Source organism: Streptomyces sp. SCA2-17, assembly GCF_044336695.1.
In genome coordinates this window covers 5,257,259-5,270,150 of sequence record NZ_CP117521.1, presented here as the reverse complement: position 1 = coordinate 5,270,150, position 12,892 = coordinate 5,257,259, and the positions used below count along the sequence as shown (strand labels likewise).

The 12,892-nt window shown below is 70.0% G+C and carries 8 protein-coding genes; 1 reads left to right on the top strand and 7 read right to left on the bottom strand.

The window, feature by feature from the left end; translation table 11 throughout:
• The 5 genes from PS271_RS23735 to PS271_RS23715 form a co-directional block, all read right to left on the bottom strand.
• Entirely contained in the window at nucleotides 1-2,118 is a 2,118-nt protein-coding gene (locus PS271_RS23735; RefSeq protein ID WP_398387024.1) for an NHLP family bacteriocin export ABC transporter peptidase/permease/ATPase subunit, read from the bottom strand.
• 92 nt (nucleotides 2,119-2,210) lie between these two features.
• Nucleotides 2,211-3,017 carry a biotin/lipoyl-containing protein gene (locus PS271_RS23730; RefSeq protein WP_398384437.1) on the bottom strand — a complete coding sequence of 269 codons (807 nt, stop codon included), beginning with the start codon at nucleotides 3,015-3,017 and terminating at the stop codon, nucleotides 2,211-2,213.
• Nucleotides 3,018-3,143: 126 nt separating this feature from the next.
• On the bottom strand, nucleotides 3,144-3,362 hold the full coding sequence (locus tag PS271_RS23725; protein WP_120755751.1) for a hypothetical protein: 219 nt from the start codon (nucleotides 3,360-3,362) through the stop codon (nucleotides 3,144-3,146).
• A 461-nt stretch (nucleotides 3,363-3,823) separates the two neighbouring features.
• On the bottom strand, nucleotides 3,824-4,993 hold the full coding sequence (locus PS271_RS23720) for a serine/threonine-protein kinase (RefSeq protein WP_398384435.1): 1,170 nt from the start codon (nucleotides 4,991-4,993) through the stop codon (nucleotides 3,824-3,826).
• Entirely contained in the window at nucleotides 4,990-6,714 is a 1,725-nt protein-coding gene (locus PS271_RS23715; protein WP_398384433.1) for a hypothetical protein, read from the bottom strand. Before PS271_RS23715 ends, PS271_RS23720 begins: the two co-directional genes overlap by 4 nt.
• A gap of 115 nt (nucleotides 6,715-6,829) precedes the next feature.
• Between PS271_RS23715 and PS271_RS23710 the strand changes: the two genes are divergently transcribed.
• Nucleotides 6,830-8,755 (top strand): P-loop ATPase, Sll1717 family, encoded by a 1,926-nt coding sequence (locus PS271_RS23710; RefSeq protein ID WP_398384432.1) that lies wholly within the window; start codon nucleotides 6,830-6,832, stop codon nucleotides 8,753-8,755.
• Nucleotides 8,756-8,772: 17 nt separating this feature from the next.
• On the opposite strand, the gene PS271_RS23705 is transcribed toward PS271_RS23710, so the two are convergent.
• Nucleotides 8,773-9,567, bottom strand: a complete 795-nt coding sequence (locus PS271_RS23705; protein WP_398384431.1) for an MgtC/SapB family protein — start codon at nucleotides 9,565-9,567, stop codon at nucleotides 8,773-8,775.
• 69 nt (nucleotides 9,568-9,636) lie between these two features.
• The gene (mgtA, locus tag PS271_RS23700; RefSeq protein WP_398384429.1) at nucleotides 9,637-12,387 is read right to left on the bottom strand and encodes a magnesium-translocating P-type ATPase; all 2,751 of its coding nucleotides are present in this window, start codon (nucleotides 12,385-12,387) and stop codon (nucleotides 9,637-9,639) included.
• Nucleotides 12,388-12,892 lie beyond the last annotated feature (505 nt).

Genomic DNA, 12,892 nt, shown 5'->3' with positions numbered 1-12,892 from the left:
TCAGTGCTCCCTGACCAGTTCGGCGTACGGGCCTCCGGCCGCGGCCAGGTGCTCGTGGCGCCCGCGTTCGACGACCGTGCCGCGGTCGAGGACGAGGATCTCGTCGCTGTCGCGCACGGTGCTCAGCCGGTGGGCGATGACGACGCAGGCGCAGCCGCGGCGGCGCAGGTTGTCCATGACGGTCTGTTCGGTGACGGCGTCGAGGGCGCTGGTCACTTCGTCGAGGACCAGGACGCTGGGGCGGCGCACCAGCGCGCGGGCGATCTCCAGGCGCTGGCGCTGACCGCCGGAGAAGTTGCGGCCGTCCTGCTCGACGCGGCTGTGGATGCCGCCGGGGCGGCGGGCGACCACGTCGTACACGGCGGCGTCCTCCAGGGCGGCGACCACGGCGTCGTCGGGGACGGAGGGATCCCACAGGGCGACGTTGTCGCGGACGGTGCCCTCGAAGAGGAAGACGTCCTGGTCGACGAAGGAGACGGAGGCGGCGAGCGCGGCGCGCGGGATGTCCTCCAGGCGCATGCCGTCGATGCGGACGGTGCCCTCCCAGGGGGCGTAGAGGCCGGATATCAGCCGGGAGACGGTGGACTTGCCGCTGCCGGAGCCGCCGACGAGGGCGATCTGCTGCCCGGGGCCGGCGGTGAGCGAGAAGTCCTTCAGCAGCGGGGCGTCGAGGGGGCTGTAGCCGAAGGTGATGCCGTCCAGCTCGACGTGGCCCTTGAGGCGGCGGGTGGCGGCCGCGGGCTCGCGGCGCGTGTGGACGGGGTCGACGGGGAAGTTCTCGACGTCCTTGAGGCGGGCGACGTCGGCGGCGAAGTCCTGGATGCGCCCGGCCACGCCGTTGAGGCGGGTGATCGGCGCGGTGAAGCCGGTCACCAGGGCCTGGAAGGCGACGAGGAGGCCGACGGAGAGGTGCCCCTCGACGGCCCGCAGGCCGCCGATCGCCAGGATCAGCGCGCTGTTGAGGGCGGCGAGGGTGGGGGCGGTGACCGCCAGCCAGGCGCTGGGCACACCGAGCCGCTGCTGCACGTCGAGGGTGACGGCGTGCCGGCCGGCCCAGCGGCGGAAGAAACCGTTCTCGCCGCCGGTGGCCTTCATCGTCTCGATGAGCTGCAAGCCGCTGTAGGAGGTGTTGGTGAGCCGGGCGCTCTCGGCGCGCAGCTTCTGGGTGCCGGTGGCGCGCAGGCGGACCACGATGCGCAGGGCGACGACGTTGAGCAGCGCGATGCCGACGCCGACGACGGTGAGCTGCGGATCGTAGGTCCACAGCAGCACGGCGTAGAGGACGACGACCACCGCGTCGACGCCGGCCGCGGCGAGGTCGCGCGCGAGGGTCTCGGCGACGGCGTCGTTGGACCGCAGGCGCTGGACGAGATCGGCCGGGTTGCGCTGGGCGTAGAAGGTGACCGGGAGGCGGAGCAGGTGGCGCAGGAAGCGGGCGCTGCCCAGCGTGGAGGAGATGATGCGGCCGCGCAGCAGGTTGGCCTGCTGGAGGGCGGTGAGCGTGGCGGTGAGCACGAGGGCGGTCGCCATGGACGCGAAGAGCACGCCCAGCAGGTCGGTCCGCCCGCCGATGAGGTACGTGTCGATGTACGTGCGGCTCAGTGCGGGCACCGCCGCGCCGACGGCCACCAGCAGGAGGCTGGAGAGGACGGCGGCGAGCATGGTGCCGGACGTGCCGCGCAGGCGGGCGGGCATCGCGCCCATGACGCCGGGCCGGCGGCCGGCGCGGCGGAAGTCCGGGCCGGGTTCGAAGGTGAGCACGACGCCGGTGAAGGCGGAGTCGAACTCCTCCATGGGGACGAAGCGGCGGCCCTTGGCGGGGTCGTTGACGTACACGCCGCGGCGGCCGAACCGGCGGCCCGTGCCGTCGTAGACGACGTAGTGGTTGAACTCCCAGAACAGGACGGCGGGGGCGCGCACCCCGGCGAGCGCGGCCAGGTCCATCTGCATGCCCTTGGCCGTCAGCCCGTAGCTGCGGGCGGCCTTGAGGAGGTTGCTGGCGCGGGAGCCGTCGCGGGAGACGCCGCAGGCGATGCGGAGCTCTTCGAGGGGGACGTGGCGGCCGTGGTGGCCGAGCACCATGGCGAGCGCGGCGGCGCCGCACTCGACGGCCTCCATCTGGAGGACGGTGGGGGTGCGTACGGTCTTCTGCTTCTGCCGGCCGTTGCCGGAGCCGGGAGCGGGCGCGGACCGGCGGCGGCGCGCGGCGGTCACGGCAGCAGCCAGTCGACGGGCCGCTGGTCGGCGAGGTGGACGGCGGCGGTGACGGGCGTCGTGGAGTCGACGGCGTACGGGGGTCCGCTCGCCACGGACCAGCTGTAGCCGGACTTCGTGGCGGCCGAGGGCTCCAGCCGTACGAGCACGGCCACCGGGTCTCCCTGCCGGGTGAACCGGTCGGCGAGCCGGTTGTCGCCCAGGAACCCGCCGATCTGCGCCGCGGTCTGGGGTGCGCGGCCGACGGCCTGGACGCGGCCGCGCAGCACGCCGAACTTCTCCCGGGGGACGGACTGGACGCTCAGGTCGACGGAAGCGCCCACGGGGATCGTGCCGCCGCTGCCGCCCGGCACGTACAGCACGGCGACCAGCGGGTCGTCCGGCTTCGTCATCCGTTCCACGGTCGCCACGTCCGCGCCGGTCGTCACGACCGCGCCGGTCCTGGCGACCAGGGACGTCACGCGTCCCGCGGCCACGACGTGCACGGTCCGGTCGCCCCGGTCCGTGCTGACCCGGAGCAGGGGCGCGCCCGCGGCCAGCAGCTGGCCCTCCTCGGCGAGGACCCCGGTGACCTGACCCGCGTACGGGCTCTGCAGCAGATAACTGCCCTCGGCGCGGGTGAGAATGCCCGGCGCGCTCAGCCTGGAGGTCACGGACCCGGTGAACGCCCAGAAAGCCGCGGCGATGACGACGGCGAGCGTGACGGCCAGCACGAGCCGCCCCTGCGGGCGCGCGAAACGTACGGGAAGGTCGAGTTCTTCGGGTGATTGCAGCTTGGAAAGCGCCTGCTGGCGGAACTGCACGGACTATTCCTTCGACTGCATTCGTGACACGGGTACCGAAAGGGGCTGCGGAAATGCGGGCAGCCGTGAACCCCGGAACAGGGGAGGAGTTCCGGGATTCACGGGCACGCTATTTCCGAGCGGTGCTCAGAGACCGGCGACACCGGCGTGCAGGCCGACGATGCCCTCGACCTGACCGACCGTGCCGGGGACGGCCTGAACGGTGTTCAGCGAGGTCACGGTTCCGAGCACGTGGTGAACGTCGCCGGTCACGGCGCCGAGCAGGCCACCGGAGATGCTCACACCACCGGAAACGGCGTCCAGCTCGGCGTCGGCGATCTCACGGGTCTCGAGGTTGTCACGCATGATTGCGCACCTTTCCATTTGTCTGAATGTTGCTCAATGTTTCTCATCCACCGCGCCGACCCGGCCGGAACCGGCCACCGTTCAAAGAGCCGTCGCGGTGCGGCAGATATAAGCACGCGAACGGGTGGCACGGCCAACCGCGTTGACGTTCCCACGCCTTATCCGAGCGCGGGCTTTCGGATTCCTTCGCGGGATCATCACACTTCCTTCACAAGATCGAGTAACAGATACAAGGGCCTCAAGATCCCCACGGAACATAAATGGACACACGCCCACCAAGCGCGTCGGGCATAACCGGCATATCGAGGCGCGGCAATGCGGGGCTACCGCGGGTACCCGGCGGTTGTGGAGATTTTCCGGAACGACGGTGGGTGACGCGCGCGGCACCTAGCGCGATGACTTGCGGGTAACCGCTCTCGCCGCCGGCTCCCCCGGGAACATGACGACGCGGGGGCCCGCGGTTACGACGGCGAGGCGATCCAGCGGCCCATGGCTTCGAACGCGTCCAGAGCTTCGAGACTGGCCGGGCCGAACCACCGCTTGCAGTCCTCACCGAGGCTCTCGTACAAGTCGGCTGCCCCCCGCGGGTCGCCGGACCTGCCCGTCAGTTCCGCGAGGCTGAAGCGTGCCTCGATGACGGAACGGTCCTCGGGCCGTCCTGGAGTCAGCAGCAGCTGACCGATGTGCTGTTCCAGTTCGCGGATGCGCTCTACGTAGTCCGTGTTCACATGCGGCTTCCCGGACGGCGCAAGCTCCCCTGCGCTGCCGGGCCCGGAGTCCGGGGTGTGCTCGACCTGCCGGATGAGACGGGCGACAACTCGCGCGTGCTGCGGCCGGTGGTCGGGGTTCTTGGCCAGCAGGTCCCTGACCACGTCGCTCAGCTTCTCCGGAATGCCCCGGCGGACGCTGAGGAGCGGCACGGGGTCCTGCTGGAGATGCATGGCCACCACCGCCATGGGGTCACCGTTCCGGCTGGTGAACGGCGGCTTCCCGGTGAGCATCTCGTACATCACGCAGCCCAGCGAATACAGGTCACTGCGGTGATCCGCCACGCGGGTGCTATCGCAGCGCTCCGGCGCCGCGTACTGCCATGTGGCGCCGGCGCCGTGCGACGTCTCGGTGACGTCCACGAGCCGTGCCAGCCCGAAGTCCACGATCTTCACATCGCTCCGGTCGTCAATCATGATGTTGGCCGGTTTGATGTCGCGGTGGACGACGTCCACGTCATCCGCGCCCGCGAGCCCCTCGCAGATCTGGACGGACCAGCGCACGGTCTGTGCGAGGGTCAGGGCGTTCCCTCTGCCGATGTACCGGTCGAGGGACCTGCCGTCGATGCACTGCATGACGAGGTACTCCTGCCCTCCTTCCTCACCCCTGTCGTAGATGGCAGCCACGTAGGGGTTGGTGATCCGGGCCATGGACCGCCACTCCTTCAGGTGTCTGACCCTCATGGCCTCGGTCAGCGCGTCCCGGCGGTGCCGCTGCCGCATACGGTTCATGGCGACCAGTTTCACGGCCACCGGGCGGTCGAGCCTCGTGTCGAGCGCGAGCCACACGTCACCCATGCCGCCGCTGCCGAGACGGTGCTCCAGGTGATACCGGCCCCCGGCCAGAACCCGGCGGGTGCTCATGCTTCCTCCAGCTCACGTTCACCGGCGGGCGACCAGACCTTGAGTGCTTCCGACGAGTCCAAGCCGCGGTGCCACTCGTCGAGCAGGTCGTCCAGCCCGTCAAGTGCCTGCCCGAGCAGGTGCACACCGTGCTCGCGCTCCCGGCTGCCGGCCTCACGCAAAGACCACTTGCGGAAGGGCACATGGGCGAGTCCCCACACGGCCACAAGAACGAGCAGGGTCCCGACAGCCAGGAAGAGCACTTTCGCCACGCCGGACAACGCAGGGAGGATGAGTGTTACGTCCAGTGCCGCGAGGGCGGCGCTCCCGAGGGTGAGGCGCCACAGGGGGACGACGGAATCGACATCGGCTCGCGTGCGGCTCTCCACGTCCTCGATCAGTTCATTGATCGCCTGCCCGTTGTCGAAGTCCGCATACGGGTCCGTGGGGACCTCACAGGACCAGTCACCGACCGAGAGTGTGACACTCGGAGGGAGCAGGAGACGCGATCGGCCGGCCAGAGCGCCGGTCGCCTCGCGCACGCTGAACCAGACACACTGCAGCGCCAGTCGTCGTGCCGGCGCACCGAGCTGGAGCATCTCGGGTGCGAAGACCGCGCGCTCGAGCAACGTGACGAAATCGAACCGTTCCGCCTCCTCGGGGCCGTCCTCCACCCCGGACACGGCATCCGTGTCCCCTCCGTGATCGATGAGGGCACGCAGCCGCTCCATGCGTGCATGCAGCTCGATCTCGTCGGCCTCATGCTGGTCGATCAGGCGGTCGAGGGCGCTGTCGGCATACCGGCCCTTGCGCACGGGCGGGGCCGCCTGTGCGGGGAACTCCTCGACGAGGTGGTTGAGCGTGCCCGCGAGGGCGGTGGCCGCCCGCCACCCCTCCTCCAGCCTCGGCCAGGCCTCCCCGGACAGCTGTTGCAGGGGGCCGAACCGGTCGCCGCCGGATTCCGCTCCGAGCTCCCGCAGCCGGTGTCTCCACCGCTCCAGATGCACCCGGGCGGAGGTGTGCCCCGCTCTGAGGACGGTCGGGTCCTCCCGGAACCACCGGGCCATCGCCTGGCGAGCATAGGTGAGCGCCTCGAGGCCCAGTTCGGCGTTGGCGACCGCGTCGAGGACGACGGTGAACTCCGAGCCGAGGTCGTCACGGTCGAGGGAGTTGAGGTATCGGTCCATCCATCCCGCCGCATCGCTCAGCCGTCCCTGGCACGAGCAGGTGAGGGCGAAGAACAGCTTGGCCTTGGCCGGGTCGAGGAGGATCGCATGGGCTACGGCGCGGGCGACGTTCTCGGAGTCTCCCTTGTACCGGGCCGCGACCGCCAAGGCCGCAGGCGCGAGCCAGTACGCGGGCTCGGAAAGGAACTGCTCCCTGGCGCAGGCTTCGATGGTGCCCGTGTCGACGAGCCCCCGGTCCACCGCCCGGGCCGTCAGGGCGTGGGCGAGCCCGCGGGCGAGGCCGCGGACACGCTGCCGGTGAGCGAAGTCCGCCTTCCACACCACCGTCAGCTGCGTCAGCTCCGCTTGGGCGTCGGCCACGACCTGACGCTTGCCGTACCGCTCCGCGAAGGCGGAGAACGACTCCTGCGTCGCCGTGACCGTCTCCCCCACCGCAGCTATCTCGCCCCGGGTCTCCGACAGCCTCTCCGCCAGTTCGTCCTGCGACCGCCGCAGCGTCTCCAGATCCTCGCGTAACGGCTCCAGCAACTGCTTCAGATCTGACGCTTCCTCCACGGCTCCCCCGATCTCCTCACCCGCCGCGTGCGGACCGGGCCCATTATGCGGACAGCACCCCGCCCGTGGTTCTAATCTGACGAACGTCGCAACGGGTACGTCTCCAAGGAGAGCCGTGCAGCACGAATTCAGTCCGGTCAGCCGCCTCTTCTTCGGTCGGGACGACGCCGAAAACGACCTCGCCGACGGTCTGCTCGACGGCATGGTCTTCCAGCCGACCTATGCCTACCGGGAAGCCCTCTCCGGTCGGAAGTCCCTGATCATCGGCAGGAAAGGTGCGGGCAAGAGCGCGATCTGCCGCCGGCTTGCCGACCCGGACGGCCACCCCGGTACCACCATCCTGATCACCCCCGACGACGCCGCAGGCGACGAGATCCGCCGATTCGAGCTCCAGGGGGTCTCCGGTGACACCGCCAAGTCGCTGATCTGGCGCTACGTCTTCGCCGTCCAGGCGGCACGGTACTTGTGCACGCATGCCCGCGCGGCCCACGGCTGGCGCAGACCGGCCTCGGTGCGGGCTCTCAGCAACTTCCTGGAAGCGAACGACGAAGCCGGTGACGAGCGCCTGTACGACCGGCTGCGGCGAGGCGTCCGTGGATTGCAGTCGGCGAACCTCTCCCTCAAAGCCTTCGGCATCGAGGCGGCCTTCGAGGGCAACGGCGCGTCCGAAGGCGCTCGCGCAAGCCGGCAGCTCGAGGTCCTGGAAAACGGTGTCGCCGCGGCCTTCGGAGACCTCGGCTGCGCCGGTGCGCACCCGCCGCTGCTGTTCCTGGTCGACCAGCTGGAGCAGGTGTGGACGATCACCCCGGACAGCCATGCCCTGGTCGCCGGCCTCCTGCTGGCGAGCAAGCAGGTGACGGGTCAGTACGGCAGCGCCGTGCGCTGCACGCTCTTCATCCGGGCCGACATCTACGACACCCTGAACTTCGGCGACGGCGACAAGTTCCACAGCGACGAACTGCGGATCGCGTGGACGCAGGAGGGCCTCAAGGGCGTGGCGCTGGCCCGGGCTTCCGCGTCCCTCGGCATGGAGCTCACCGCCGAGCAGTTATGGGGGCAGCTCTTCCCGCCCAGCGTCTCGGGAGAGCCCACCGCCGAGTACCTGTTCCGGCGGGCGCTCCCCCGCCCCCGGGATGCCATCCAGTTCCTCAATGCGTGCCGGAACGTGGCGGACGAGCGGGGGAACCGGCGGATCACCGAGGAGGACGTCCGCGCCGCCACGGTGCAGTTCTCCCGCTGGAAGCTACAGGACCTGGCCAAGGAATACCTGGTCAATCACCCTTTCCTGGGCTCTCTGTTCCCCCTGTTCGACAACACCGGGTACGTGGTGATGCGGCAGGCGCTCGAAGCGCGGTTCGAGTCCGTTCGCGAGCGCCTTCAGCAGAACTTCGGCGACTATGCGGAGAGCCTCACGGCACAAGGGGTGATCGACGTCCTGTACGGAGCCGGCTTCCTCGGCGTCAAACGGGGCAACGACGTGGTGTACTCGGGCGGGACCCAGGCGCCCCCGCAGCCCGGCGAGGACGAATTCCACGTGCATCCCTGCTTCCGGCCCGCCCTGGGAAGCGTCGGTCCTGTGGAGCTGACCCCCTACAGCCCCTGCATGATGCTGCGCACCGTCCAAGTCGGCAACTACAACACGCAGATCGGGATCATGTCGGGAGGATCCGACGCCACGCTCGGCATGGATCGTGACTTCCAGCTGCTGGACGAGGTCGTCCGGTCCTGCGAAAGGCTCCTGCGCCAGCTGATGCGAGCCGGACTTCCGGATTTCACGGGCGAGGAGGTGCGGCGGGAGATCGGACGGGTCATGGAGGCCGCCCACCGCACCCGCGCGGACTTGCTCGGCGGCGCCACTGTGGACGTGGCGAACCACGTCCTCGCGGCGTCGGGCTACTTCGGCGCCCTCGCCGTCCAACTGAGCGAGCACGGCATCCAGGACGACCCCGTCACGCGTCGCCTGGAGGACGAGGCCCGGTTCCTCATCCGATCGGTCGGCGGTGCCCACGGGAGCGGCGGAGGGTCGGACTCGTCCCCGTGAGCCACCGAGCCGGCGTCTCACCTCCCCGTGAAGAAGTCCCGGACGCGGCGGCGGCTGCGGCGGTCGGCTGTGTAGTCGTCGTCGGTGTCGTCGTCGGGGCCCTGGAGGACGGTCCAGCTGACGGCTGAGACGGCCGGTTCGAGGGAGAGGCGGCTGACGGCCTCCTCCAGGAGGCTGTCGTCGCGGCGTTCCGTGGTGAGGTCGGCCGAGACGGTGACCTTGCCGGGGGCCTCGGCGTCCGCGCTGTAGACCGAGCGCAGGCGGAAGCCGGGGCGGGCGACGGCCTGGACGACGAGGGTGCGCACGTGAGCCTCCTCGGGCTCGGTGCACACGACCTCGAAGTGGTAGTCCGTGGCCACTTCCGCGCCACCGTGCGGGCCCCGGTCGAGGCCCCGGGCCAGCGGCCTGAGCAGGGTGTTGGCCCCGACGACGCCCACCGTGCCGAGCGCGGCCACCACGTACAGGCCGGTCCCGGCGAGGGCGCCGACGGCGGCCGAGCACCACAGGGTCGCCGCGGTGTTGAGGCCGCGCACGCTCAGCCCGTCCCGCATGATGACGCCCGCGCCGAGGAAGCCGATGCCGGAGACGATCTGCGCGGCGACGCGGGAACCGTCGTAGCCGGCCGTACTCGTCGCGGCGGCGAACCCGTACTGGGAGAGCAGGACGAAGAGGGCGGACCCGGCCGCGACCAGCGCGTTGGTGCGCAGGCCCGCCATCCGGGCACGCCACTGGCGCTCCAGTCCGATGATCGCCCCGAAGCCCAGGCCGGCCGCGATGTTGCCCGCCATGTGCCACTCGTTGACCACAACCATGATCCACCTTCCTCGTCCGTATCCCTATCGGCCGGTCACAGCCAGGTGTTGAGCCCGATCGGAGCCCGGTTACAGCCAGGTGCCGAATCGCCGGATGTACCAGGTCTTGACCGCCTGCGTCAGGGCGCAGTACGCGAGCAGGATCGCGATCAGCCACGGGAAGTAGCTCATCGGCAGCGCCTCCATCGAGAGCGCCGGGGCCGCCGGCGAGAAGGGCAGGAGCAGGCCGAACGCCATCACCACGGCGGTCATCACCATCACCGGCGCCGAGGCCCGCGAGCCGATGAACGGCACCTTGCGGGTGCGGATCATGTGGACGATGAGGGTCTGGGACAGCAGCCCCTCGATGAACCACCCGGACTGGAACAGCGTCTGGCTCGCCTCGCTGTTCGCGCCGAACACGTTCCACAGCACCACGAAGGTGATGATGTCGAAGACCGAGCTGATCGGCCCGATGAAGAGCATGAACCGGGCGATGCCCTTGGCGTCCCACGTACGCGGCTTGCGCAGGTACTCCGGGTCCATCCGGTCCCAGGGCGTGGCGAGCTGCGAGATGTCGTAGGCGAGGTTCTGCACCAGCAGGTGGATCGCCAGCATCGGCTGGAAGGGGATGAAGGCGCTGGCCACGAGGACCGAGAAGACGTTCCCGAAGTTCGAGCTCGCCGTCATCTTGATGTACTTGATGGTGTTGCCGAAGGTGGTGCGACCCTGTTCGACACCTTGTTCGAGGACCATGAGGTCCTTCTCCAGCAGGATGATGTCGGCCGACTCCTTGGCGATGTCGACGGCCGTGTCGACGGAGATGCCGACGTCGGCGTCGCGCAGTGCCGCGGCGTCGTTGATGCCGTCGCCCAGGAAGCCGACGGTGTGTCCCTCGGCCTGGAGCGCCCGGACGATGCGGGCCTTCTGCACCGGGTTGGTCTTGGCGAAGACCGTGGTGGCGCGGACCAGGTCGCGCAGCTCCGCGTCGTCCAGGGCGTCGATCTCCACCCCGGAGACGACGACGCCCACGTCGATGCCGACGTCGGCGCAGACGCGCGCCGCGACGAGCTCGTTGTCGCCGGTGACGACCTTGACGGCCACGCCCTTGTCGGCGAGGGCCCGCAGGGCCGCCGCGGCGTCGGCCTTCGGCGGGTCGAGGAAGGCGAGGAAGCCGACGAGGGTCAGGCCGTCCTCGTCCGCGACCGTGTACGCGTCGCGGCCGGCGGGGAAGGCGCGGGTGGCGACGGCCAGCACGCGCAGGCCCTGCCGGTTGTTGTCCTCGGCGGTACGGGTGACGCGGCGGCGCAGCTTCTGGGTGAGTTCGAGGCGGCGGCCGTTGTCGGTCATGTGGGTGCACAGCGCGAGGACTTCCTCGACGGCGCCCTTGGTGATGAGGATGTGCTCGGTGGCCGCGTTCTCGGGGGCGTCGCCGCGGCTGACCTCGTTGCGGCTCAGGACCACCGACATCCGGCGGCGCGCGAAGTCGAAGGGGATCTCGTCGACCTTGGTGAAGCGGGCGTCGACGACAACCTCCTCGGCCTCGAGCACGCGGTCGATGACCGCCCGGTCCATGAGGTTGCGCAGCCCGGTCTGGAAGTGGCTGTTGAGGTAGGCGTATTCGAGGACTTCGGCGTCCTCCCGGCCGTGTACGTCGAGGTAGCGGTCGAGGACGATGCGGTCCTCGGTGAGCGTGCCCGTCTTGTCCGTGCACAGCACGTCCATGGCGCCCAGGTTCTGGATGGCGTTGAGCCGCTTGACGACGACCTTGCGCTTGGACATGGCTACGGCGCCGCGCGCGAGGTTCGTGGTGACGACCATCGGCAGCATCTCGGGCGTGAGGCCGACGGCCACGGCGACGGCGAACATGAACGCCTCGTTCCAGTCGCCCTTGGTGAAGCCGTTGACGGCGAACACGAGCGGCACCATGACGAGCATGAACCGGATCAGCAGGAAGCTGACCTTCTTCACGCCGGTGTCGAAGCTGGTCTCGGGGCGCTCGCCGACGAGCGAGCCGGCCATCGACCCGAAGTACGTGTCGGCGCCGGTGGCCACGACGACGCCGGTGGCGGTGCCGGAGGTCACCGAGGTGCCCATGAGGCAGAGGTTGTCGGCCTCTACGGGGTCCGTGGTCGTGGACTGCCCGTAGTCGTGGGGGCGGGTGTCGGCCTTGGCGACCGGCAGCGACTCGCCCGACAGCGCCGCTTGACTGACCATCAGGTCTTTGGCGGTGAGCAGGCGCAGATCGGCGGGGACGAGGTCGCCCGCGGCGAGGCGGACGACGTCGCCCACGACGACCTGGTCCATCGGGATCTCGACGGTGGCCGGGCCGGTGTTGCGGTCGGCGCGCCGCTGGACGGCGGTGGTCGTGGTGACGAGGGCACGCAGGGCGGCCGCGGCGCCTGCCGAACGGTGCTCCTGCCAGAACCGCAGCAGGCCGCTGACCAGCACCATCGTCCCGATGATGGGGATCTTGGGGTCAAAGGGCTCCTCGTCGGCGACCTGGAGCCACTGCACGTACATGACCGCCAGGAGGGCGACCAGGATCATGATGAAGGGGTTCCAGAAGGCCTTCGCGAGCTGCGCGTACCAGCGGGGGCCGGTGTCGTGGGCGACGACGTTGGCGCCGCCGCGGGCGAGCCGCAGCTCGGCGTCGTCCTGCCGCAGGCCGTGCGGGGTGGCGCGGGCGTCCTGGAGGACCTGCGCGGCGGGCAGGCCGCTGATCCGGGCCAGCCGGTCGCCGGCGGCGCGGGTACGGGCCTCCAGCTCGGCGGCCTTCCTCTCGCGGCGGGTGCGGCCGGGCGGGGCGAGCTTCTGGGGGGTGAGGGTGGTGTTGGTCATGGCGGAACCTCTCTCCGGGCACGACGGCGCGCGGCGCGACGGCGCAGCGGCATGACCGCATGGCGGCATGGCGGCTCGGCCGGGCCGTGGGCACGGAAAAGTCGGTGAAGGCATGGGGTCGCTGCGGCTGCCGCAGGACAGAGCGAGCGGACCGGAAAACCGCAGGGGCGACCGACGACAGGGGCCGGGTAAAGGCCTGATGAGCCGGACAAGAGCCGGCTTGCTGAAAGGAAAGTGCGCGCAACAGGGCCCGCGCCGGGGTACACGACCCCGTGCGTCAGCTCAGCGGATCAGCGATCAGAACGAGTGATTCAGAACGAGTGATCAGAGCGCTGCGAAAGCAGAAACGGCACTGAAGCGAGGACTTCCCTCGGGACTCCGACTGGTCATCCCGATCACCTCCTCGCTCGTACGTACACGATGCGGCACCGCGCCAAATACCCGCCAAATGCGGCCGGAGCGGCACCTTCAGCGTCTAGCTTGCCATATGACGTCAAGCCGTCCG

Excerpts from the sequence above, each read along its gene's own strand:
- PS271_RS23735 (WP_398387024.1), bottom strand. The coding sequence starts at position 2,118 with ATGGAGGCCGTCGAGTGCGGCGCCGCCGCGCTCGCCATGGTGCTCGGC.
- PS271_RS23725 (WP_120755751.1), bottom strand. The coding sequence starts at position 3,362 with ATGCGTGACAACCTCGAGACCCGTGAGATCGCCGACGCCGAGCTGGAC.
- PS271_RS23720 (WP_398384435.1), bottom strand. The coding sequence starts at position 4,993 with ATGAGCACCCGCCGGGTTCTGGCCGGGGGCCGGTATCACCTGGAGCAC.
- PS271_RS23705 (WP_398384431.1), bottom strand. The coding sequence starts at position 9,567 with ATGGTTGTGGTCAACGAGTGGCACATGGCGGGCAACATCGCGGCCGGC.
- mgtA (WP_398384429.1), bottom strand. The coding sequence starts at position 12,387 with ATGACCAACACCACCCTCACCCCCCAGAAGCTCGCCCCGCCCGGCCGC.